Annotated in this window: 20 protein-coding genes; 6 read left to right on the forward strand and 14 right to left on the reverse strand. The window is 65.4% G+C overall.

What is annotated here, in order from left to right; all coding sequences use genetic code 11:
- Positions 1 to 111: 111 nt before the first annotated feature.
- From JQ603_RS31905 to JQ603_RS31940, 8 genes are all read right to left on the reverse strand, one after another.
- A complete protein-coding gene (locus JQ603_RS31905; protein ID WP_212345839.1) occupies positions 112 to 1,026 on the reverse strand; it encodes a DMT family transporter in 915 nt (304 codons plus the stop codon).
- Between the two features lie 79 nt (positions 1,027 to 1,105).
- Positions 1,106 to 1,900 (reverse strand): NUDIX hydrolase, encoded by a 795-nt coding sequence (locus tag JQ603_RS31910; RefSeq protein ID WP_212345841.1) that lies wholly within the window; start codon positions 1,898 to 1,900, stop codon positions 1,106 to 1,108.
- 4 nt (positions 1,901 to 1,904) lie between these two features.
- Positions 1,905 to 2,858 carry a dihydrodipicolinate synthase family protein gene (locus JQ603_RS31915; protein WP_212345843.1) on the reverse strand — a complete coding sequence of 318 codons (954 nt, stop codon included), beginning with the start codon at positions 2,856 to 2,858 and terminating at the stop codon, positions 1,905 to 1,907.
- 29 nt (positions 2,859 to 2,887) lie between these two features.
- Positions 2,888 to 3,766, reverse strand: a complete 879-nt coding sequence (locus tag JQ603_RS31920; protein ID WP_212345845.1) for an SDR family oxidoreductase — start codon at positions 3,764 to 3,766, stop codon at positions 2,888 to 2,890.
- A 168-nt stretch (positions 3,767 to 3,934) separates the two neighbouring features.
- The gene (locus tag JQ603_RS31925; protein WP_212345847.1) at positions 3,935 to 4,795 is read right to left on the reverse strand and encodes a MaoC family dehydratase; all 861 of its coding nucleotides are present in this window, start codon (positions 4,793 to 4,795) and stop codon (positions 3,935 to 3,937) included.
- A 220-nt stretch (positions 4,796 to 5,015) separates the two neighbouring features.
- Positions 5,016 to 5,405, reverse strand: coding sequence for a Zn-ribbon domain-containing OB-fold protein (locus JQ603_RS31930; RefSeq protein ID WP_212345850.1), 390 nt, complete (start codon positions 5,403 to 5,405; stop codon positions 5,016 to 5,018).
- The gene (locus JQ603_RS31935) at positions 5,405 to 6,562 is read right to left on the reverse strand and encodes a thiolase domain-containing protein (RefSeq protein WP_212345853.1); all 1,158 of its coding nucleotides are present in this window, start codon (positions 6,560 to 6,562) and stop codon (positions 5,405 to 5,407) included. Before JQ603_RS31935 ends, JQ603_RS31930 begins: the two co-directional genes overlap by 1 nt.
- Before the next feature lie 943 nt (positions 6,563 to 7,505).
- Complete coding sequence (locus JQ603_RS31940) at positions 7,506 to 10,997, reverse strand: indolepyruvate ferredoxin oxidoreductase family protein (protein ID WP_212345856.1); 3,492 nt, start codon at positions 10,995 to 10,997, stop codon at positions 7,506 to 7,508.
- Positions 10,998 to 11,289: 292 nt separating this feature from the next.
- Here JQ603_RS31940 and JQ603_RS31945 point away from each other — a divergent pair, with 292 nt between their 5' ends.
- Entirely contained in the window at positions 11,290 to 12,528 is a 1,239-nt protein-coding gene (locus JQ603_RS31945) for a cytochrome c (RefSeq protein WP_212345858.1), read from the forward strand.
- A 16-nt stretch (positions 12,529 to 12,544) separates the two neighbouring features.
- On the opposite strand, the gene JQ603_RS31950 is transcribed toward JQ603_RS31945, so the two are convergent.
- The gene (locus JQ603_RS31950; RefSeq protein ID WP_212345860.1) at positions 12,545 to 13,189 is read right to left on the reverse strand and encodes a trimeric intracellular cation channel family protein; all 645 of its coding nucleotides are present in this window, start codon (positions 13,187 to 13,189) and stop codon (positions 12,545 to 12,547) included.
- Positions 13,190 to 13,354: 165 nt separating this feature from the next.
- Here JQ603_RS31950 and JQ603_RS31955 point away from each other — a divergent pair, with 165 nt between their 5' ends.
- On the forward strand, positions 13,355 to 13,747 hold the full coding sequence (locus JQ603_RS31955) for a hypothetical protein (RefSeq protein WP_212345862.1): 393 nt from the start codon (positions 13,355 to 13,357) through the stop codon (positions 13,745 to 13,747).
- Between the two features lie 185 nt (positions 13,748 to 13,932).
- On the opposite strand, the gene JQ603_RS31960 is transcribed toward JQ603_RS31955, so the two are convergent.
- The 3 genes from JQ603_RS31960 to JQ603_RS31970 form a co-directional block, all read right to left on the reverse strand.
- Entirely contained in the window at positions 13,933 to 14,742 is an 810-nt protein-coding gene (locus JQ603_RS31960; protein WP_212345864.1) for an isocitrate lyase/PEP mutase family protein, read from the reverse strand.
- A 51-nt stretch (positions 14,743 to 14,793) separates the two neighbouring features.
- Positions 14,794 to 15,144: an antibiotic biosynthesis monooxygenase family protein gene (locus JQ603_RS31965; protein ID WP_212345866.1), complete on the reverse strand. Its 351-nt coding sequence runs from the start codon at positions 15,142 to 15,144 to the stop codon at positions 14,794 to 14,796.
- Between the two features lie 96 nt (positions 15,145 to 15,240).
- Entirely contained in the window at positions 15,241 to 15,549 is a 309-nt protein-coding gene (locus tag JQ603_RS31970) for an NIPSNAP family protein (RefSeq protein ID WP_018647290.1), read from the reverse strand.
- A 148-nt stretch (positions 15,550 to 15,697) separates the two neighbouring features.
- Here JQ603_RS31970 and JQ603_RS31975 point away from each other — a divergent pair, with 148 nt between their 5' ends.
- The 3 genes from JQ603_RS31975 (at position 15,698) to JQ603_RS31985 (ending at position 18,044) form a co-directional block, all read left to right on the forward strand.
- Positions 15,698 to 16,396 (forward strand): winged helix-turn-helix domain-containing protein, encoded by a 699-nt coding sequence (locus JQ603_RS31975; RefSeq protein WP_212345868.1) that lies wholly within the window; start codon positions 15,698 to 15,700, stop codon positions 16,394 to 16,396.
- A gap of 194 nt (positions 16,397 to 16,590) precedes the next feature.
- The gene (locus tag JQ603_RS31980; protein ID WP_212345871.1) at positions 16,591 to 17,601 is read left to right on the forward strand and encodes an alpha/beta fold hydrolase; all 1,011 of its coding nucleotides are present in this window, start codon (positions 16,591 to 16,593) and stop codon (positions 17,599 to 17,601) included.
- A gap of 191 nt (positions 17,602 to 17,792) precedes the next feature.
- Positions 17,793 to 18,044, forward strand: coding sequence for a GCG_CRPN prefix-to-repeats domain-containing protein (locus tag JQ603_RS31985; RefSeq protein ID WP_212345873.1), 252 nt, complete (start codon positions 17,793 to 17,795; stop codon positions 18,042 to 18,044).
- Between the two features lie 163 nt (positions 18,045 to 18,207).
- Here JQ603_RS31985 and JQ603_RS31990 read toward each other — a convergent pair whose 3' ends face one another.
- Both JQ603_RS31990 and JQ603_RS31995 read right to left on the reverse strand, forming a co-directional pair.
- The gene (locus JQ603_RS31990; RefSeq protein WP_212345875.1) at positions 18,208 to 18,489 is read right to left on the reverse strand and encodes a twin-arginine translocation signal domain-containing protein; all 282 of its coding nucleotides are present in this window, start codon (positions 18,487 to 18,489) and stop codon (positions 18,208 to 18,210) included.
- 190 nt (positions 18,490 to 18,679) lie between these two features.
- Complete coding sequence (locus JQ603_RS31995; protein ID WP_212345877.1) at positions 18,680 to 18,994, reverse strand: hypothetical protein; 315 nt, start codon at positions 18,992 to 18,994, stop codon at positions 18,680 to 18,682.
- 106 nt (positions 18,995 to 19,100) lie between these two features.
- Between JQ603_RS31995 and JQ603_RS32000 the strand changes: the two genes are divergently transcribed.
- Positions 19,101 to 21,059, forward strand: coding sequence for an alpha/beta hydrolase domain-containing protein (locus JQ603_RS32000; RefSeq protein WP_212345879.1), 1,959 nt, complete (start codon positions 19,101 to 19,103; stop codon positions 21,057 to 21,059).
- Positions 21,060 to 21,085: the final 26 nt, after the last annotated feature.

Below are 21,085 nucleotides of genomic sequence, written 5' to 3' on the forward strand. Positions count from 1 at the left end.
GACCGGGCTGGTGGAAGCCCAATATACGACGTATTGCGGGCCCGGGGGAACATGCCTGCCGCCGCGGAATATCCTTAATATCGCAGGCCTCGGCCCGCCCCCCGCACCGGATTATGACGTCTTGACGCTTGCCGGCCGCCCGGCCGGGATCGTCATGGCGGCGACGCCGAGAACGACGCAGGCAAGCCCGATCCAGGCAGTCCGGCTCAAGGTTTCGCCGAGGAAAGCGACGCTGACGGCGACCCCGATGGGGACGCGCAAATAGGCCTGTGCGGTGGTGCCGACCGAGCCCAGGGTCTGGATCAGGCGGAAGTAGATCGCAAACGCCGCGGCGGTCGAGAAAGTCGCCAGCGCGAGCAGCGCCAGCACGGAGCTGAGCGAGGGCGACAGCGTCCAGGGCTGCTCGACGACCAGCGAGGCCGGGATCAGGACCGCCGCCCCCGCCAGCAATGAGCCGGCCGCAGGGGCCATCGGATCAAGGCCCTTGAAGCCGCGGCCGAAGATCGCGGCGCAGGCGTAGCAGATGGTGGCGGCGACTATCGCGGCCTCCGCAACGAGGCCGCTGCCGATGTCATGAAAGGCATCGACGCCGACGATCAGCAGGATGCCGGCCATCCCCGCCACGACGCCGAACAGCTTTCGCGGTGTCGTCGCCTCGTGGCGGGTGACGATTGCGGTGAGCAAAAAGGTGAAAATCGGGCCGGCCGAGTTGAGGATGGTGGCGAGCGCGGCATCGACATGGCGCTCGCCCCAGGCGATCAGCGTCCAGGGGATGACGCTGTTGAGCACGGCCTGGAACGCGAAGCGCCGCCAGGTCGGACCATCCGTCGGCATCTCGATGCCGCGCGCCCGCATGACGATGAGCAGCAGCAGGCCCGCGATCGCGGTGCGCGCCGCGATCAGCGTGATCGGCGGGATGGTGGCGACGCCGAGCTTGATGAAGGTGTAGGAACCGCCCCAGAGCGTTGCGAGCGCGACCAGCAGCGCCAGCTCGACAGCGAAGTTGGTGTCCTGCCGGCTGTCCATTGTGCGTCCCGTCCATTCCGCAATGGACGGAACCTAGCGCGTCCGCGCTCGCCGATACTTCGCTGCGTGTCGAAGTATATCAGCCGACTGCGCCGACCTCGAACACCTCACCGTCGTAGCCGGCCTCGCGGGGAATGCGGAGCTGGCGGCCGGTTTCGGTCTTGGTCATGACCGGCATCACGGTGACGATCGACATGCCCTTGGCATGGTCGAGCGCAGATTTCACCGTCGGCTGCTTCGCCAGCCGGATCAGATTGCGCGTGGTCGGGAACGGCAGCTTGAAGCGGCCACTGTCGCCGCCCTCCACGGCCTCGCGCGCTGACACCCAGATCGAGTCGGTCGATTCCCGTCCATCATGCGCGCCGAGCTGGTCGGGCGGCGCTGCCGCAAGGAAGAACCAGGTGTCGAAGCGCTTCGGCATGCCCTCCGGCGTGATCCAGTGGGCGTAGGGCACGAGCGTGTCGAGCGCGAGCTGGAGGCCGTTGTCGGCGAGGATGCTCAAAAAGCTGATCTTGTGCTCGTTGAGCGCGACGCGGTGCTTGTCGGCGATCTCGCCGGCGCGTTTGGCATCAACAGGCGCGCCCGTCTCCCTCGAGCGCGCCAGCAGGATGCCGCTCTCCTCAAAGGTCTCGCGGATCGCGGCGATACGAAAACCGCGGTCCGCTTCGCTGAGGCCCTCGCCGCCTGAATACAGGTCGGCGCGGGCGACGATCTCGTTGTCGCCGGCATCGACACTGCCGCCGGGAAACACCAGCGCGCCCGAGTTGAACTCGATCTGATGATGGCGCACCATCATGAAGACCTCGACCTCCTTTGCGCCGTCACGGAGCAGAAGGATGGTCGACGCCGGGCGTGATGCTGATGTCTCGGCCATGCGACTAACCCGCGGCGCTGGATTGCGGGCCGAGATTGGCGCGCTTGTCGAAACGGGCAACGCGCGACAGCAGATAGTCGACCTCGGCCTTCGCCGTTGCCGTCATCGTCGCGCCGGGCTTGCGCTGCGCGCTGGAGGCGATGATGCCGCGCTTCTGGAGCACGTATTTGCGCACGGTCAGGCCGACGCCGGGCTGCTGCTCGTAGCGGATCAGCGGCAGATGCGCGTCGAACAGATCATGCGCGGCATCGCGCTTGCCGGCCTTCGAGAGGTTCACGACGTCGATCAGGAGCTCCGGGAAGGCGTAGCCGGTCATGGCACCGTCGGCGCCGCGCTCCATCTCGAAATCGAGGAACGTGCCGCCATTGCCGCAGAGGATCGAGAGCGGGCGGAGCGAGCCGTCCTTCTGGAAGCCGCGCAGCGTCGAGATCTTCTCAAGGCCGGGCCAATCCTCGTGCTTGAGCATCACGCAGTTCGGATTATCCATGACGATCTTGCGGATCACGGCGGGGGTGAACACGACCTGCAAGGTCAGCGGATAGTCCTGGAGCACCCAGGGCACGTCCGGGCCGATGGCCTCCGCGGCCTGCTTGAAATAGCCGATGATCTGGTCATCGGTGCGAAGCGAGGGCGGCGGCGCGATCATGACGCCGGCCGCGCCCGCATCCATCGAGGCCTTCGCCAGCGAACGCATGGTGGCGAAGCCCGGCGCGGAGACGCCGACGATCACCTGCATCTTCTTGGCGCGCTTGACGTAGCGCACGGCCACCTGCTCGGCCTCGGCGGCATCGAGCTTGGGGGCCTCGCCGAGGATGCCCAGCACCGTCACGCCGTCGCAGCCGACCTCCTCGTAGAAATCGGTCAGGCGGTCGATCGAGCGCTCGTCGATCCGGCCGTCATCGTGGAACGGTGTCGGCGCGATTGCGAAGGTGCCCTTGGCGTCGGCAGTGAGTTTCATCGTTGTCCTTGTCTCTCTCTTTCGTGTGGCTAAAACCGCCGCGCCCCCATCTTGATCTGCTCCTCGGAGAAGAAGATCTCCTTGGCATGCTCAACGACGTCCTGGGCTTTCCAGCCCGAGTGCGGCGGTTTCCAGCCTTCCATTTCCATCATCCGCATTTCGCGCACGCCGCGGGGCCCGGACACGCCCAGCACCTTGCCGGTCTGGTCGCCCGACAAGTCGCTGACCATGTATAGCACGGCCGGCGCGATGCCGTCCGGTCCCAGCGCGGCCCCCGGGTTCTCCTTATAGCGGGGCAGGTCTGCGGTCATGCGGGTCAGGGCGCCCGGGGCCAGGGTCCAGATCCGGATGTTGTACTTCCGGCCCTCGATCGCGAGCACATTGGACAGGCCCCAGATGCCGCCCTTGGCCGCGCCGTAATTGGTCTGGCCGAAATTGCCGATCAGGCCCGATGTCGAGGAGGTGTTGACGATGACGCCCCCGCCGTTTTCCCGCATCCAGCGAAACACCGGCATGGTGCAACAAAAGGTACCCTTCAGGTGGACCTTGATGACCCTGTCCCAGTCGGCTTCGGACGCCTTGGCGAAGGTCTGGTCGCGCAGGATGCCGGCATTGTTGACCAGGATGTCGGCGCGGCCAAAGTGCTTGATGGCGTCGTCGAACACCGACTGGCCGCCCTCCATGGTGGAGATGTCGGCGCCGTTGGCGACCGCCTTGCCGCCCTCGGCCTCGATCGCGTCGACCACAAGCTGCGCCATCGACTTGTCGGCGCCCGAGCCGTCACGGGGCCCGCCGAGGTCGTTGACGACGACCGAGGCCCCTTCCCGCGCGAATAGCTTCGCATAGGCCTCACCGAGCCCCCCGCCCGCGCCGGTGATCAGCGCAACCTTGCCGTCGAGTAGTCCCATGGTGGCTTCTCCCTGATTGTTTTTGTTCTCTCGTGTCCCGGACGCGATGCAGCGTGAAACGCTGCGTCGCAGAGCCGGGACCCGGTTCTTTCTTCGCCTGAGCTCTCTGGGCCCCGGCTCAGCGGCGCATCACTGCGTGCTGCGCCGCGTCCGGGGCACGAGACCTTCCTAACCCAGCACCGTCTTGCCGTTCTTGATCACGGTGACGCCGCGCGACTTCACCTTGGCTTCGAACGAGATCACGTTGCCGTCCTTCCAGAGGTCCATGGTCACGGTCTCGCCGGGATAGACCGGGGAAGAGAATCGCGCGACGTGCTGGCGGAAGGCGCTTGCGTCGTAGTCGGCATAGGTCTGGAGCACGCCGCGGCAGGTGATGCCGTAGGTGCACATGCCGTGCAGGATCGGGCGCGGGAAGCCGGCCTTCTTGGCGAACTCCGGATCAGAGTGCAGCGGGTTGCGGTCGCCGCAGAGGCGGTAGACCAGCGCCTGGTCGGGGCGCGTGACGATGTCGATGGTCCTGTCGGGCGAACGCGAGGGGATCTTGTGCGGATCGGGCTGGGTCAGGTTCGGCCCGCCAAAGCCGCCGTCGCCGCGGGCAAAGCGCGAGGCGACCAGCGTTGCGAGCTTCTCGCCCTTCTCGTTTTTCAGCACGGTCTGGTGGCTGATGACGACGCCCTTGTCCTTGCCCTTGTCGTAGACCTCGAGCACGGAGGAATCGGCCGTGATGTGCGCGGCGACCGGCAGCGGCTGGTGGAAGGTGATGTCGCGCTCGCCGTCGACCACCATGACGCGGTTGAGGTTCATCTCGCCCGGCCCCGAGCCCCACGCGGCGACGGAGGCGAAGGTCGGCACCACCTTCAATGGCCGCGGCGTGAACGTGCCCTCGTTGACGAAGGCGAGCTCGTTCTCGTCCATGGGGTCGGCGCCGAGGCCGATGCCGTAGGCGTAGAGCATCACCTCACGGTCGGTGTAGGCGTATTTCTGGCCGAGGTTTTTCAGGCCTTTGAGCTCTTCGTATCTGGCGGACATTTTTCTGGTTTCCTCCCGGCATTCGTCTCAGCGAGCAGCGGCGCTCGTTAATGTGCCCTCTCCCCTTGCGGGAGAGGGCTGCACCGCTCTTGCAACAAACTCACTCGGGTGAGGGGTTGGCTCCGCAGTGACACTTCTCGTGTGGAGAGAGACCCCTCGCCCGGCAGCCTTCGGCTGCCACCCTCTCCCACAAGGGGAGAGGGTTACATCTTGCTTCGCGTCAAGCCGGCGTGAAGAACGGCAGCGGTGCGCCGTCGGTCGGCTTGAACACCACCTTCACCTTCTGGCCGATCTTGAGCTTCTCGAGATCGCAGTCGACGAAATTGGTCTGCACCGACGGTCCCTCCTTCAGCGTGACGTAGCCGATGGCGTAGGGACCCGTCGGCGACTTCCGCATCAGGCTCCAGGTGTAGATCGTGCCCTCGCCCGAGGCTTCCTCCCACACCGTCTTGTCGGAGTAGCAGAACGGACAGATCGAGCGCGGGAAGTAATGCGCTTCGCCGCAAGCGGTGCAGCGCTTGATCATGAACTTGCCCTCTTTCGCCGCATCCCAGAACGCGGCGGTCTCGGGGTTGGTCACCGGTGCCGGATATTTCTTTGCATCTACCATCACACGCGCTCCAGAATGGCCGTCGAGGCGGCGTGGCGGACGCCCAGAAGGCCGCCGGTGCCGTGGGCGATGGCGAGATCGCAATTTTTCACCTGCACCTTCGGATGCGCCTCGCCGCGCAGCTGCCTGACGGCCTCGATGATCTTGGTCATGCCGCCGCGGTTGACGGGATGATTGCTGCAGAGGCCGCCGCCGTCAGTGTTGAACGGCAGCTTGCCGACGCCCGAGATCAGATTGCCGTCGGCAACGAACTTGCCGCCCTCACCCTTCTTGCAGAAGCCGAGGTCTTCGAGCTGCATCAGGACGGTGATGGTGAAGCTGTCATAGATCGAAGCGTACTTGATGTCCTTCGGCGTGATGCCGGCTTCCTCGAACGCGCGCGGTCCGGACCACACGCCGGCGGAGTACGTGAGGTCGAGATCCTTGCCGCCGCGCGGACCCTTCATCGCCTCGCCATGGCCGATCAGCTTGACCAGCGGCTTCTTCAGGCTCTTGGCGATCTCGGGCGTGGTCACGATCAGCGCGCCACCGCCGTCGGAGACGACGCAGCAATCCATGCGATGCAGGGGATCGGAGATCATCGGCGAGTTCAGGACGTCCTCGACGGTGACGACGTCCTTGAGCATCGCATGCGGATTGTATTGCGCGTGATGGGAGGCTGCGACCTTGATCCAGGCGAGCTGCTCCGAGGTGGTGCCATAGTCGTGCATGTGGCGCATGGCACACATGCCATAGGCATTGTGCGTGGTCGCGCCGTAAGCGGACTCGAAATCGACCTCGGCGCCGGCCGCACGCGGCGGCATCACGCCGGTGCGCGGCTTGCCGGCGAGCGTGACAAGCGCGATCGAGCACTTGCCCGCCGCGATCGCCTCGGCGGCATGGCCGAGATGGATGATGTAGGAACAGCCGCCGGTCTCGGTGGAATCGACGTGGCGAAGCTTCTTGGTGTTCAGGCCGAGATAGTCGACCATCGGCCAGGCACCGCCAGGCGCATCGCCCGCGCAGAAATAGCCGTCGACATCGTCCTTGCTGATCCCGGCATCCTCGATCGCGCCCTTGGCGACCTCGGCGTGGAGCTGGGCGGTGGATTTGTCCGGCGCATGCCGGGTCGGGTGTTCGTAGATCCCGGCAATGTAGGCCTTGCCCTTGATGGTCAAAACAGAGGTCTCCGCTCGCGTTTCTTCTTGGCTCTTTTTTCTGAACCGCACCGGCCTGATTGGCAAGCGCGGAAATATTCCGTCGGGCGAGAGGGCAGCGGGTGAGCGCAAGTGGGGGATGCTCTCGTGTCCCGGACGCGCTGCAGCGTGCAACGCTGCTGAGCAGAGCCGGGACCCATGCGGTCCCGGACTCGGTGCGACATGGGCCCCGGCTCGGCAGCGCACCACTTCGTGCTGCGCAGCGTCCGGGGCACGAGACTTTACCTGCAGACACACCTCCGCATCCTCGCGGCGACTTCGCCCGAGCTTTGCGTCCGTCTTGCTTCCCTCCTTGAACAGAGGGCGCAGGGAAGACCGGGTGCCGGCTGGGCACCCACGGTCCGCTGTGCGCGAATTGCGCGAAGAACAGATGCACAGCGGCATACAGGTGAAGCCAGACAACCGGCCTTCCCTGCGCAGTGGCCTTACGGCTTATATCGCGCTCTCCCCGGGGAGCGATGCACTATTGCCCCCGTCGCCTTGCGAGCGATCGCAAGACTTGACGCACAGACCCCGGGCGTCAGGACCACACGATTTTGCCGTACGCGAGACCGCACCCGTCGTGCCGCGAGACAATCGCTCGCGTGACGCCGCCCGCGTCCACCGCCGCTCACCCCGCGTTTCGTGACGATCGCGATACGCCCCTCTGACTGGGATGAGGTGGCGGAGCAATACGACAATTCCGAATTTCGGTAAAGTGGAATGTTTTTGCGCCGGCGGATTGACCCATGGCGTGGGTGTTTTGCCTGACGGGCAGCACAAGGGATGGTGTCGCAGTGTCGTAGGGTGGGTTAGCGAAGGCGTAACCCACCGCTTTGTTCTCAGCGGAGGCAGAAGCGGTGGGTTACGCCTCGCGAACCGCGCTTCGCGCATTCGCAAGGCTAACCCACCCTACGGGACTGCCCTACTCCGCCGCGATCTGCCTCGGCGCCGATGGCGGGCTCGCCAGGTCAGCGGCGAGCTGGGCGTAGCGGGCCTTGGCGTCGGTCACGGCCTTCTCCTTCACCGGGCCGTAGCCGCGGATGCGGTCGGGCAGAGACAGGAGCTCGACGGCGGTGTCGATCGTGACCGGCGACAACAGGCCGAGCACGGTGGCGACGTCCTTTTCGTAGCCGGCGATCAGGTCGCGCTCGAGCTTGCGGTCGGCGCTGCGGCCGAAGATGTCGAGCGGCGTGCCGCGCAGGAACTTGAATTTCGCCAGCACGCGGAAGGTCTTCAGCATCCACGGACCGAAGGCGCGCTTCTTCGGGCGCCCCAGGGCGTCGACACCGCTCGCCAAAATCGGCGGAGCCAGATTGAAGCTGAACTTGAAGTCGCCCTCGAACTGGTCGCGCAGCTGCTGCTCGAAGGCGCCGTCGGTGAAGAGGCGCGCGACTTCGTATTCGTCCTTGTAGGCCAGGAGCTTGGCGTAGTTCACGGCGACCGCGCGCGGCAGCGCATCGCCATAGCCGCCCTGCCCGGCGGCGTCGCGGACCTGATCGACCAGCTTGCGATAACGCTTGGCGAGACGGGTGTTCTGGTAGGCGGTCAGATGCTTGGCGCGGTGCTCGATGACCTCGTCGAGCGTCATGGCATCCAGCGTCTTCGGCGCAACCACTTCGTCCGTTCCCTTCAGCATGTCGGCAAGGCGCTTGGGGTCCGCGACCGCGAGGCGGCCGAGGCGGAAGGCTTCCTTGTTCATCTTGATCGAGACGCCGTTGACCTCGATGGCCTGCTCGATCGCCTCAGCCGACAGCGGGAACAGCCCCTTCTGATAGGCATAGCCCATCATCATCATGTTGGTGGCGATGCTGTCGCCGAGCAGCTGTTCGGCCGGCCTGGTGAAGTCGAAGAACACGGAGTCCTTGTGCAGCGCCGTCTCCAGCACCGCATTGAGCTTGCGGGTCTGGAAGTTGAAGTCGCGGTTGAGGATGAAGTCGGCGGTGGGAATGACGTGGCTGTTGATGACGCCGCGGGTGCGGTTGGAGTCGCAGAGCGAGATGGTGTCCTTGGCGACCGCGACCACTTCGTCGGCGGCGAGCACGAGGTCGGCCGTGCCGGTGACGATGCGCGAGCAGGTCACCTCGGCCGGATGATCGGACAGGCGGACATGGCTGAGCACCGCCCCGCCCTTTTGCGCCAGGCCCGACATGTCGAGGATCATCGAGGCCTTGCCCTCGATATGCGCGGCCATGCCGAGCAGCGCGCCGATGGTGAGCACGCCGGTGCCGCCGACGCCACCGACCGCGATGTTGTAGGGCTTGTCGAGCGTCGGGCGCGACGCGGGCTCCGGCAGCGCGCCGATGTCGCCGAGATCGGCCGGCGCGCGATGGCGCGGCTTGCCGCCGTCGACGGTGACAAAGGACGGGCAGAAACCCTTCAAGCAGGAATAGTCCTTGTTGCAGGACGACTGGTTGATGGCGCGCTTGCGGCCGAACTCGGTCTCCAGCGGCTCGACCGAGATGCAGTTCGACTGCACCGAGCAGTCGCCGCAGCCTTCGCAGACGGCCGGATTGATCATGACGCGACGCGCCGGATCTTCCATCAGCCCGCGCTTGCGGCGGCGGCGCTTCTCGGCGGCGCAGGTCTGCACGAAGACGATCGCCGACGTGCCCTTGTATTCGCGGCACATCTTCATGACGTTTTGCAATTCGTCGCGGTGATATTTCTTCACGCCGGGCGCGATGGTGTCGGCCGGATAGGCGTCCGGATTTTCCGAGACGAGATAGATCTCGCTGATGCCCTCGGCGTGAAGCTGGGCCATGATCTTCTGCGGCGAGAGATCGCCGTCATGGCGCTGGCCGCCGGTCATGGCGACGGCGTCGTTGTAGAGGATCTTGTAGGTGATGTTGGCCTTGGAGGCGATCGACTGGCGGATGGCGAGACTGCCGGAATGGAAATAAGTGCCGTCGCCGAGGTTCGCGAAGATGTGGTTTTCGTTGGTGAACGGCGCGATGCCGACCCACGGCACGCCCTCACCGCCCATATGCGTGAAGGTCTCGGTCGAGCGGTCCATCCACAGCGCCATGAAATGGCAGCCGATGCCGGCGAGCGCGCGGCTGCCCTCGGGCACTTTGGTGGATGTGTTGTGGGGACAGCCGGAGCAGAAATAAGGGGTGCGGGAGACAGGCGCGACCGCCTGCATCTGGGTGGCCTGGCGGCCGTTGAACCAGTCGGCCTTGACGCGGAGCATCTCCGCGATCTCGGGGTTGAGATTAAGTCGGAGAAGTCGCTCGGTCAGCGAGGTCGCAAGCGAGGCGACGCTGAGCTCGGCGGCGAAGGTCAGGAAGCGCTTGTCGTGCTCGTCCATCTTGCCGACGATGCGCGGCCGCACGTCGTCGCGCCAGTTGAACAGCACCTGCTTGACCTGGTTCTCGACGATCTCGCGGCGCTCCTCGACGATGAAAATCTCCTCGAGGCCGACGGCGAATTGATGCACGCCTTCCGGCTCCAGCGGCCAGGGCATGCCGATCTTGTAGAGGCGAAGACCGATCTTGGCCGCGACCTCCTCGGTGATCCCGAGCTCGCGCAGCGCCTGACGCACGTCCTCATAGCTCTTGCCGGAGGCCATGATGCCGAAGCGCGCGTTCGGCGAATCCATGGTGACGCGGTTGACCTTGTTGGCGCGCGCAAAGGCGATCGCGGCAAAGCCCTTGTAGTCCTGCAGGCGGCGGTCCTGCTCGAAGCGGTCGTCGGGCCAGCGCAGATTGAGGCCGCCGGGCGGCAGCTCGAAATCGGTGGGGATGATGAAGGGCTTCATCTCATCGGTGAGGTCGATCTCGGCGGTGGTCTCCACCGTCTCCGTGATCACCTTCATGCCGACCCAGCAGCCGGAATAGCGCGACATCGCGATACCGAGCAGGCCCATCTCGATCATCTCGTGGATGCTCGAGGGATAGAGATACGGCATCAAGGCCGACATGAAGGCGTGGTCGGACTGATGCGGGACGGTCGAGGATTTGGCGCCGTGGTCATCGCCGGCAAGACACAGCACACCGCCGTTCTTGGCCGAGCCTGCGGCATTGCCGTGGCGGAACACGTCGCCGCAGCGATCGACGCCGGGGCCCTTGCCGTACCAGATGCCGACGACACCATCGTATTTGGCACCCGGCGAAAGATTGAGCTGCTGCGAGCCCCAGACCGCGGTTGCCGCCAGGTCCTCGTTCACGCCGGGCTGGAACTTGATGTTGTACTGCTCGAGATGTTTTCGCGCGGCGAACAGCTGCTGGTCGTAGCCGCCGAGCGGCGAGCCGCGATAGCCGGAGATGAAGCCCGCGGTGTTGAGGCCGTTGGCGCGATCGCGCCGGATCTGGGCCATCGGCAGGCGGACCAGGGCCTGGATGCCCGTGGTGAAGACGTGTCCGGTGTCCTGGGTGTATTTTTGATCGAGACTGATCGGACCCTGGTTGATTCCCATGCTGTCCTCTTTCCGCGCCCTGTTCAGGTCTTTGTCAGTTGCATCGCTTAAGCCGTTGCCTGCCCATCGTTTTTAGCTAGGGCGCGCCGACCACCTGCGCCACTCTATGTCGGATATTTAACGCGGCGCATCACAAATCTGGACCAAAGGGAGCGCCGGGTAAAAATCGCAATTTCGTGGCTGCAAAGGCATCGGGCATTTTCAATTTGTGTCACCATACCCCCGCCGTCGCGAAATGAATGGATGCTCCCTTCGCACGGGTGCGGTCGATTGGTCGCAGGAGAGGCTTTCGATGCGGACGATTCTGACTGGCTTGGCTCTTGCGGGTTTGGCGTTGTGCAGTGCGGTTGCAGGCACGGTTACAAGCGCGGCCCATGCCGCCGAACCGTCGCCGGAGCTGATCTCCTATGGCAAGGCGTTGGTCGAGGCCGGAGGCTGCGCGGGCTGCCACACCGCCGATCCGGCGAGGCCGTTCGCGGGCGGAAAGCGCATCGATACGCCCTTCGGCGTGATCTACGCGCCGAACCTGACGCCCGACCGCGACACCGGAATCGGCGCCTGGGCGGAGGCTGATTTCACCCGGGCCCTGCGCTACGGCATCGCGCCTGATGGATCGAACTACTATCCGGCCTTCCCCTACCCTTACTTCACGCGGATGACGAAGGACGACACGCTGGCGATCCGCGCCTATCTCGGCTCGCTCGCACCCGTGGTGAGCCGCAACAAGCCGCCGGAGCTGCGCTGGCCGTTCGGCTATCGCGGCCTGATGCGGATCTGGAATGCCATGTACTTCAAACCTGGCCTGTTCGAGCCGGACCAGAACCAGAGTGCGGCGTGGAACAGAGGCGGCTATCTCGTCACCGGGCTCGGCCATTGCGGCGCCTGCCACACGCCGAAGAACTATTTTGGCGCCGACAAGCAGGCACAGGCACTCTCGGGCAACGAGGTCGGCGGCTGGTATGCGCCAAGGCTCGATGGTGCCGGGCGCACCGGGCTGAAATCCTGGAGCGAGGCGGACATTGCCGAGTATCTGCAAAGCGGACGCAACGCGAAGAGTCATGCCGGCGGTCCGATGGCCGAGGTGGTCGTCAACTCCACCGCGAAGATGAGCGATGCCGATGTTCGTAGCATTGCGCTGTATCTGAAGAGCCTGGCGCCGGCGCGGCGCGAGACGATCGTGACGCCGCCCGATGATGCCGAGATGAAGGCCGGCCAGTCGGTCTATGCAAAGCTCTGCATCGCCTGCCATGAGGCCGACGGCACAGGAGCGCCGCGGATCTATCCGCCGCTGCCGGGCAACGCGCTGCTGCAATCGGTCAATCCGGCCTCGACCTTGCGCATCATCCTCGACGGCGCCTACACCGTGACGACGCCGCGCGCGCCGAACACCGGCGAGATGCCGGGCTATGCCAAGCAATTGTCCGATGCGGAGATCGCCGCGGTGACGAATTACATCCGCAATTCCTGGGGCAATGCGGGCCCGCTGGTGACGCCGTCGCAGGTGGCGAAGGCGCGGAAGGAGGAACCGTAGCTCCTTCTCGTCACCTCTACCTCTCCTCCTCACCCGTGAACACGAATTTCGGCATCTCCCATTTGTAGTGCACCGCGAGCAGGCGGAAGCTGATGCCGAGGACGAAGGTGAGAATGGTCCAGAGCTCCGCGTTGAGCTGCAAGCCGAACGCGGTCGCGTAGAACAGGCCCGTTACCACCGAGACGCTGGCGTAGAGCTCGGAGCGGAACAGCAGTGGCACGTCGTTGCAGAGCACGTCGCGGAGCACGCCGCCGGCGCAGCCAGTCACCATGCCAGAGACGATCACGATGGGCAGCGTCGCATCCATCTGCCAGGCAACGTCGCAGCCGGTCATGGTGAAGACGACGAGGCCGATGGCGTCGAGCACGATGAAGGCGACCTTCAGCCGGTGCACGAGACGCGCGATCAGGATGGTGACGAAGGCGGCGCCGCCGGCGAGCGCGAGATAGACGGGGTTGGCGACCCAGGCCAGCGGATAGTGGCCGAGAAAAAGATCGCGCAGCGTGCCGCCGCCGAGCGCGGTGATGCAGCCGAGGAAGCAGACCCCCAGCCAGTCCATGCTGCGGCGTCCGGCAGCCAGCGCAGCCGTCATGCCCTGTGCGGCCACCGCGACCAGCGACAGGAAATGCAGCACGGTATCGGTTGGTGGCAGGCTCCACATTGCCGTGTTCCCTCATCCCCGATGGAACTTAAAGCCCGGGGCTCCCGGCGGAACAGGTTCCCGATTCCCGAGGCGGGGGCAACATGAGACGAAAGCATCAGAGCAGGCGGAACGGAATCTCGCAGCTGAGGCTTGTCCCGTCGTCATAACCGAGGAGACCAATCGATGGCTGACGACCGTTTTCCCAACGATCCGTATCGCCCGAACCTCGCCGACGATGAGTATCTTCGCGCGGCACGCCGGGATGCCGACCTGCAGGCCGACCCCGAGCTTGGCGAAGGCCCCGCCTCCAGCGGCAAGATCGCGCTGTTTGCCGTGGCCGTCGCCCTTGTGCTCGGCGCCGTGTTCTACGGCCTGAACAACACGAGCACAACGAACCAGGCCAGCAACGCGCCGACCTCGCAGACCGCCCAGCAGACGCAGCCGGCCAATCCGGCCGCGCCTCCCGGCATGCGCGACGTGACGCCGCGCAACAACACCGAGCCGGGCACGACCACGGGTGCTGCGCCGACCAAGCCGGCCCCGGATAAGCAGACTCCGTCTGACGGCGCGAAGTAACAGTCACAAGATAGTGTCATCGCCGGCTTGACCGGGCGATCCAGTACTCCGAGGCGGGAGTGATTGATTGATAGGCCGCGGCGTACTGGATGCCCCGCCTGCGCGGGGCATGACACCGAGAGGATGAGAAAGCGGCGGACTCAAAGGGTTCCGCCGCTTTTTCGCTTTCCGGGATGGTCGTTCGCCTAGCTGAACATCTTGTTGAGCTCGCCGCCGGGGTAGCCGCTGCCAAGCTCCGTGAACGTTCCCTTCTCCGCCATCTCCTTCGCGGCGCGCATGAAGCCGCCCCAGGCGGCGCGGGCGAGCGATCCGCCCACGCTGATGCGGCGCACGCCGAGATCTTCGGCTTCCTTTAGCGACAGGCCGGACGCGCCAATCAGAAGATTGAACGGCTTCGGTGCGACAGCCTTCACCACCGCGGCGATGTCCCCGCGGCTCTTCAGGCCCGGCGCGTAGAGGCAATCGGCACCTGCATCCGCGTAGGCGGTGAGCCGGTCGATCACGAGCTTGAGATCGGTCACGCCCCAGAGATAGGCTTCGCAGCGGCCGACCAGCAGCGTGCCGCTGTCGCCGATCGCCTTGCGCGAGGCCTTGATGCGCTCGACCGCCAGCGCGTGGTCGTAGAGCGGCTTGTCCTTGTCGCCGGTGGAATCCTCGATCGACAGGCCGGCGACGCCGGTGCGCACACAGCGCTCGACATTGTCGGCGACTTTGTCCGGCTCGACGGCAAAGCCGCCCTCGAAATCGGCGTTGACGGGAATGTCGACGGCCGAGCTCAATGCTGCCAGATGCTGACAGACATCTTCGACGGAGACGTGGTTGTCGGCCTTGCCGATGGTCCAGGCAAAGCCCGCGCTCGATGACGCGATCGCCTTGAAACCGAGATGCTGCAAGGCTTTCGCGCTGCCGACGTCGACCGGATTGGGCAGGATGAAGCAGCCGCTCTCGTGCATCTCCTTGAACGTCGCGCGCTTATCGGCGGTCGTCACATGCATGTTTCTCTCCCTTGTTGGCCGCGCAGACATAGGCACGCATCATCGCGCGCGCTAGTGCGCATCATGCACCGCGCGGCTGTCCTTCGGCGCCTCGTCGCGATCGTTCATGCCGTAGTCGCGTACGACGCTGGCGATGCGCAGGTGATAATCGGCAAAGATCTGCGCCCTGCCCCTGGCCTGGGTGCGGCGGTGCTCCATGGTGTTGCGCCAGGCCTGGACGGCCGCCTCATCCCGCCAGAACGACACAGAGAGGATCTTGCCCTTCTCGGTCAGGCTCTCGAAGCGCTCGACCGAGATGAAGCCCTCGATGGTTTGCAGGAGCGGCTTCAGATCGGCTGCGAGGTCGAAATAGGTCTGGCGGTGTTCCGGCTTGGGCCAGACCTCGAAGATCACGGCGATCATGGGCGTCTCCTCTTATGTGAGCACGATCGCTTTCGGAAAACCGCGTTGCACTTTGCGCTAACGCGGCCCTTCGGGTCCGGATCATGCTGGCGTGGCCTACAATACCACCTTGCGCAGGAAGGTGCGCTCTTCCGCGAGGATGAATTTGTGTTCCTCGGCGAAGTGGAAATTTGCCATGCCCTCCGCATCCTGCCGCAGCCGGGCGCGATAGGCCTCATAGGCGGCGAGGCTCTCGAAGGTGATCAGCGCAAACGCGATGTTGTTGGTGCCCTCATGCGGCATGAAATAGCCGATCAGGTCGCCGCCGCATTTCGGAATGATGGTGAGCCAGCGCTTCGAATATTCCTCGAACTGCGCACGCTTGAACGGATCGAGCTGGTAGCGGATGAAGACGGTGACGGACATGACGGGCTCCCGATTTTTCCTTGCGCGAAGCGCGAGCGACGCCGTCGCCGCTGAAGCAACTGGATTGCTTCGCTTCGCTCGCAATGACGTGTTTGCAGCGACACGTTACACGCTTGCCCGACCACAATGCTTCGGCTACCATCGAAGCATGAAATCAGGACCCGACATCGCCCTGGTCGCCTCGCTGGTCGGCGACCCCGCCCGCGCCAACATGCTCACGGCGCTGATGAACGGCCGCGCACTGACCGCGAGCGAGCTGGCGCAGGAAGCCGGCATCACACCGCAGACGGCGAGCTCGCATCTGGCCAAGCTCGAGGCCGGCGGACTGGTGGAGCCGGAGAAGCAGGGCCGCCATCGCTACTACCGCCTCACCGACGACGACGTCGCCGGCGTGCTCGAAGGGCTCGCGGGCCTCGCCGCACGCACCGGCCACATGCGCGTGCGCACCGGGCCGAAGGATCCGGCGCTGCGGCGCGCGCGGATCTGCTACGACCATCTCGCTGGCGACCTCGGCGTGCAGATGCTCGACTCCTTGCGCGAGCGGCACCTGGTGAAGCAGAAGAAACAGGAGATCGAGCTGACCGCCGAGGGCGAGCGCTTTCTCGCCAGGCATTTGCAGATCTCGCCCGACATGCTCAGCCACCCGCGCCGCCCGGTCTGCAAGGCCTGCCTCGACTGGAGCGAGCGGCGCCATCATCTCGCCGGCACGTTAGGGGCCGCCATGATGCAGCGCTTTGCCGAGCTGAAATGGGCCGCGCGCGATCCCACGCCCGGCAGCCGCGTCGTGAACTTCACCCGCGCCGGCGAGAAGCAGTTTGCGGCGCTGTTCGGCAATGGGAAGGACTGATCACACGAGAAGCGTGGGATCGCACGTTTGCGTGTGATTGGATGATCTCGTCATGGCCGGGCTTGACCCGGCCATCGATCGCTTTAAGCGCAGTGTCATTCCGGGATGGTCCGAAGGACCAGACCCGGAATCTCGAGATTCCGGGTTCGCGCTACGCGCGCCCCGGAATGACGGCTCCAAACACGAGATCCCAAATGAACCGCCTCCTCCCGGCCGCGCTCGCCGCCGCCCTCCTTGCTTCCCCGTTCACCTCTGTCCACGCCGCCGAGACCACGCCGCGCGAACCTTACGGCATTGCGCTCGAGGGCTTTGCCTATCCCTATCCCGTTCACCTGCTCCCCGTGGTCAATGACGGCGAGCAGCTCAGCATGGCCTATATGGACGTCGCTCCCCAGCAGCCGAACGGCCGCACCGTGGTGCTGCTGCACGGGCGCAATTTTCCGGCAAGCTATTGGGCGCCCGTGATCAAGATGCTGAGCGAAGCGGGCTATCGCGTCGTGGTGCCGGATCAGGTCGGCTTCGGCAAATCCTCCAAGCCGGTGGGCGAGCTGCATTTCGACAATCTGGCGCGCAACACCATCGCGCTGCTCGACCATCTCAAGATCGACAAGGCCGAGATCGTGGCGCATTCGCTCGGCGGCATGCTGGGCGTGCGCATCGCCCGCGCCTATCCCGATCGCGTTGCCCATCTGGTGCTGACCGCCCCGATCGGCCTCGAAGACTACCGCTTCTACGTGCCGCCGACGCCGACCGAGAAGATGATCGAGACCGAGGACAAGCTCACCGCGGACGGCTATCGCAAGCAGCTGCAGACCAACTACGCGATCAAGCTGCCGGGCGAGGCGATCACGCCGTTCGTCGATGCCCGCTTCAACATCAAGGGCAGCCCCGACTATCCGCGCTGGCTGCGCGCCTTCGTCTCTTCCGGCCAGATGATCTATCGCGAGCCGGTCGCGCATGAGATCCCGCTGATTGCGCTGCCGACGCTGTTCATCATGGGCGCCGACGACCACAACGCGCCGGGCCGGCCGCTCGCGCCAGAGGCGCTGCGCGCAAAAATGGGGCAGAACGCCGAACTCGCAAAGCAGCTCGCCGCGAAGATGCCGAACGCGCGGGCCGAGGTGATTCCCGACACCGGGCATCTCGTCTTCCTGGAGGCGCCGGAGAAGTATCGCGAACTGGTGCTGGGCTTTCTCGGCCGCTAGCGACAGCTGCGTGTCGCCTGAGGCAGGATGCGGGGAACGTTCATGCCGCATTCAGGTCATGATTGGCAGGTTTCGATCGCGCCGTGTCGGCATGTTGCAAGTTTAACGTGTCGAATCGTGTCTTTTGATTCATTGTGCGCCGCAAGCGCCCTGCCCCAACAATCTGCCCCAAGGACGAGAAGGAAGATCAAATGAAATATCTCTTCGCCGCCGCCATGCTCGCGAGCGCCGTCGTCGGTTTCAGCGAGGCGGCCAGTGCCATGCAGGGCTGCGGCCCCGGCTGGGCCCGCGGCCCCTATGGTGGCTGCCGCCCGATGCGCGGTGCGGTCGTTGTGCGCCCCGCCCCCGTCGTGGTCGCCCCTGCGCCGGTCGTCGTCGTGCCGCGTGCCCGCGTGTGCCCCTACGGCTTCCGCTGGTGGGGTGGCCGCTGCCGCCCGATCTGATCTCGTCTTTTCGTACTGCGAGGTGGCCGCGCGGGATCAGCCCGCGCGGCCATTTTCTTTTGAAGGCCTCCAAACAGCCGTCGGCGGAGTTTTTGCAACAGCCACGAATCAAAACGGGGACCGCGATCGCGATCCCCGTCGAAAGCCTGGCCTCGCGCGAAGCTTACCAGTGATGGCGACGCCAGTGCCGGCGGCGCCAGCCCCAGTGACGGCGGCGCCAGCCCCAATGATGGCCACGGCCGTGCCAATGAACCTGTTCAGGCTTCAGCTGCGCGGCTTCCTCGCTGGTGGTGACAGCGGGATGAGCGTCGGGATTGCCTTCCGGCATGCGGTTCGGACCGCCGACCGGCTGCGGTGACAGCGGCGCGGCCTGGGCGGTCGCCGCGAAGGCGGCGGCGCCCGCCGTCACACCCAATGCAAGTTTCAAAAAGTTCCGGCGCTCCATGACATTTCCTCTAAGCTATCGAGCAAGTGATGCAGAGGAAGTGTCGCGGTAAAGACATGAACCCAAGCTGAATCGCGCATTCAGATTCGTTGCGACGTGGAGAGTTCGTAGCCCGCATGAGCGGCAGCGACATGCGGGAACGCTTGTCCCGGATATCGCTGCGCTCATCCGGGCTACGGGGCCGCTTCAGCTATTTCGCAAACTCCTGCGCCAGCACCAGCGTCTCGCGCGAACGCTTCACGTCGGGCCAGTCGCGGTTGAAATCGGCGACGAGCCTTTTCAGCGCATCGCCCTTCAGCATGGCAGCGAGCTCGGCCTCGTCATCGAACTGATACATCGCCTGGTGCAGCGAGGGATCGTCGAGGCTCCAGAACCGCCAGGCTTTGCTCACGCCGAACGCCTTCACCGCATCGGGCACGTGCTCGGTCTCGTACCATCTGTCGAAGGCGGCGCGCTTGTCGGCATCGGTGACGGTGGCACGGACGACGAAGAAGGCTGCTGGCATCGGATTTCCTCCTGCTGTTTGGCGCCAGAATAGCTGGTTATAGTCGCCGCAACAAAAAGCCCGCGGGACGGAACTTGCCGTCACGCCAATCAAGGGAAGGACAGCCATGCGCAGGATCATCTCGGCTCTCATCGCGATCACCTGCCTGTGGCCCGCGGCCTCGCCGGCCGAAATCATCCGCTTCGACATCCTGGAACGCGTGCCCGCCTTCGCCGGACGCAGTTTTGGCACTGTCGGCACCTATGAGCGCATCACCGCGCGCGCGACCTTCGCGCTCAACCCGTCCGACGACCGCAACGCTGTCATCACCGACCTCGTGCTCGCTCCGCGTGGCGCCGACGGCAAGGTCGAGGCCACCGCCGACGTCGTGATCCTCAGGCCCAGCGATGCCAGCCACGGCAACGGCACGCTGCTGCTGGAAGTCCCCAATCGCGGCCGCAAGCTGGCGCCGCAACTGTTCGACGATTCCGCCCAGCCCGGCGCCAACATTGCAGACAAGGCCGAGGACGCCGGCATCGGCTTCCTGCACCGCCAAGGTTTTACGATGGTCTGGGTCGGCTGGCAGGGCGACATCCCCTCCAAACCGGGACAGCTCGCGATGACCGCGCCGGTGATCAAAGCCGTCACCGGCCCCGCACGCGAAGAGGTGATCTTCGACAACACGACCAATCCCGCGCGCGCGACACTGACCTGGCCCGCAGCCGACGCTGGCAACCTCAACGTCACCGTGCGCACGGCCTGGGCCGACGCGCGGCAAACGCCGTCAGGCCTTGCGGCAAAGCTCGTCGATCCCTCGACGGTGGAGATCACCAGACCTGACGGTTTCGACGCCGGTGCGCTTTACGAGATCACCTACACCGCGCGCGATCCGGTGCCGCTCGGCATGGGCTTCGCCGCCGTGCGCGATGTCGTCAGCTTCCTTCGCCACGACGAGACGCAAACGAACCCGCTGCTCAATGGCCTACACCCATCGGTCAGCCGCGCCATCGGCTTCGGCGTCTCGCAATCCGGCCGTTTCCTGCGCGACTTCCTCTATCTCGGCTTCAACGAGGATCTCCAGGGCCGCACCGTGTTCGACGGCTTGATGCCGCATGTCGCGGGCACGCGGCGGATGGCGACCAATGTCCGCTTCGGCCAGCCCGGCCGCAATCCGCGCCATCCGCAGGATCCGGCGTGGCAGGCCGATCTGTTCCCGTTCACCTACGCGACCTTGAGTGATCCCTATTCCGGCAAGACCGACGGCCTGCTCCGCCGCTGCTCGCTCTCGGCCACCTGCCCCAAGGTCATGCAGACCGACAGCGAGCACGAATGGTGGGCCTCGCACGCCTCGCTGCTGGTCACCGATCTCGCCGGCAATCATCTCGATCTGCCCGACAACGTCCGCGCCTATATGATCACGGGCACGCCGCATTTCGCCGAAGCTGCGGAGGTCATGAAGAAGGGCTTGCCGGCGATGTCGCTGCCGCAGAACCCGATGCATGCGGGCATGCCGATGCGCGCACTCCTCACCGATCTCAACGCCTGGATCAGCGACGGCATCAAGCCGCCCGCAAGCCGCGTCCCCATGCGCGCCCACGGCACGCTGGTGCCGGCGCAGGGCGCGGTGCCGACCGACATCCCCGGCCTGCCCTATGCCGGCATCCACACCCTCGCCGCCTTCTCCGACCAGAGCGTGCTGCCGCCCAAGGAGATCGGCCGCTATCCCGTGTTCGTGCCGAAGGCGGACACTGACGGCATGGCGATTGCCGGCATCCGTCAGCTCGCATTGGCGGTGCCCCGCGCGACCCACACCGCCTGGAATCCGCGCGCGCAAGGCTTTGGGCCGACCGCGCTCTATCCGCTGCAGGGCGCCGTGGTGCCGTTCGCACCGACCGAGGCCGCACGCAAGGAGGTGCACGATCCCAGGCTGTCGATCGCGGAGCGTTATGCGGATGACGGAGCGTATGTCGCTGCGGTGAGGCGTGAGGCGGCACGGCAGGTGGCGGAGCGGACCCTGCTGCCGGAGGATGCGGAGCGCGCGGTCGAGGCCGCGAAGCAAGGGAAGCTGGCGAAGCTTGGGCAGTAAGGGAGCCACGCTGCCGTAGGGTGGGC

The sequence above is a fragment of the Bradyrhizobium liaoningense genome (genome assembly GCF_018130825.1).
In the GTDB taxonomy this organism is placed as follows: domain Bacteria; phylum Pseudomonadota; class Alphaproteobacteria; order Rhizobiales; family Xanthobacteraceae; genus Bradyrhizobium; species Bradyrhizobium liaoningense_B.

Bases quoted from the DNA above. Each gene is read 5' to 3' on its own strand.
- JQ603_RS31980 (WP_212345871.1), top strand. From the start codon at position 16,591: ATGAACCGCCTCCTCCCGGCCGCGCTCGCCGCCGCCCTCCTTGCTTCC.
- JQ603_RS31990 (WP_212345875.1), bottom strand. From the start codon at position 18,489: ATGGAGCGCCGGAACTTTTTGAAACTTGCATTGGGTGTGACGGCGGGC.
- JQ603_RS31905 (WP_212345839.1), bottom strand. From the start codon at position 1,026: ATGGACAGCCGGCAGGACACCAACTTCGCTGTCGAGCTGGCGCTGCTG.
- JQ603_RS31950 (WP_212345860.1), bottom strand. From the start codon at position 13,189: ATGTGGAGCCTGCCACCAACCGATACCGTGCTGCATTTCCTGTCGCTG.
- JQ603_RS31970 (WP_018647290.1), bottom strand. From the start codon at position 15,549: ATGTCCGTCACCGTCTTCATCCGCTACCAGCTCGATCCGTTCAAGCGT.
- JQ603_RS31925 (WP_212345847.1), bottom strand. From the start codon at position 4,795: ATGTCCGCCAGATACGAAGAGCTCAAAGGCCTGAAAAACCTCGGCCAG.
- JQ603_RS31955 (WP_212345862.1), top strand. From the start codon at position 13,355: ATGGCTGACGACCGTTTTCCCAACGATCCGTATCGCCCGAACCTCGCC.
- JQ603_RS32000 (WP_212345879.1), top strand. From the start codon at position 19,101: ATGCGCAGGATCATCTCGGCTCTCATCGCGATCACCTGCCTGTGGCCC.
- JQ603_RS31930 (WP_212345850.1), bottom strand. From the start codon at position 5,405: ATGGTAGATGCAAAGAAATATCCGGCACCGGTGACCAACCCCGAGACC.
- JQ603_RS31975 (WP_212345868.1), top strand. From the start codon at position 15,698: ATGAAATCAGGACCCGACATCGCCCTGGTCGCCTCGCTGGTCGGCGAC.
- JQ603_RS31920 (WP_212345845.1), bottom strand. From the start codon at position 3,766: ATGGGACTACTCGACGGCAAGGTTGCGCTGATCACCGGCGCGGGCGGG.
- JQ603_RS31985 (WP_212345873.1), top strand. From the start codon at position 17,793: ATGAAATATCTCTTCGCCGCCGCCATGCTCGCGAGCGCCGTCGTCGGT.
- JQ603_RS31915 (WP_212345843.1), bottom strand. From the start codon at position 2,858: ATGAAACTCACTGCCGACGCCAAGGGCACCTTCGCAATCGCGCCGACA.
- JQ603_RS31960 (WP_212345864.1), bottom strand. From the start codon at position 14,742: ATGCATGTGACGACCGCCGATAAGCGCGCGACGTTCAAGGAGATGCAC.
- JQ603_RS31965 (WP_212345866.1), bottom strand. From the start codon at position 15,144: ATGATCGCCGTGATCTTCGAGGTCTGGCCCAAGCCGGAACACCGCCAG.
- JQ603_RS31995 (WP_212345877.1), bottom strand. From the start codon at position 18,994: ATGCCAGCAGCCTTCTTCGTCGTCCGTGCCACCGTCACCGATGCCGAC.
- JQ603_RS31945 (WP_212345858.1), top strand. From the start codon at position 11,290: ATGCGGACGATTCTGACTGGCTTGGCTCTTGCGGGTTTGGCGTTGTGC.
- JQ603_RS31940 (WP_212345856.1), bottom strand. From the start codon at position 10,997: ATGGGAATCAACCAGGGTCCGATCAGTCTCGATCAAAAATACACCCAG.
- JQ603_RS31910 (WP_212345841.1), bottom strand. From the start codon at position 1,900: ATGGCCGAGACATCAGCATCACGCCCGGCGTCGACCATCCTTCTGCTC.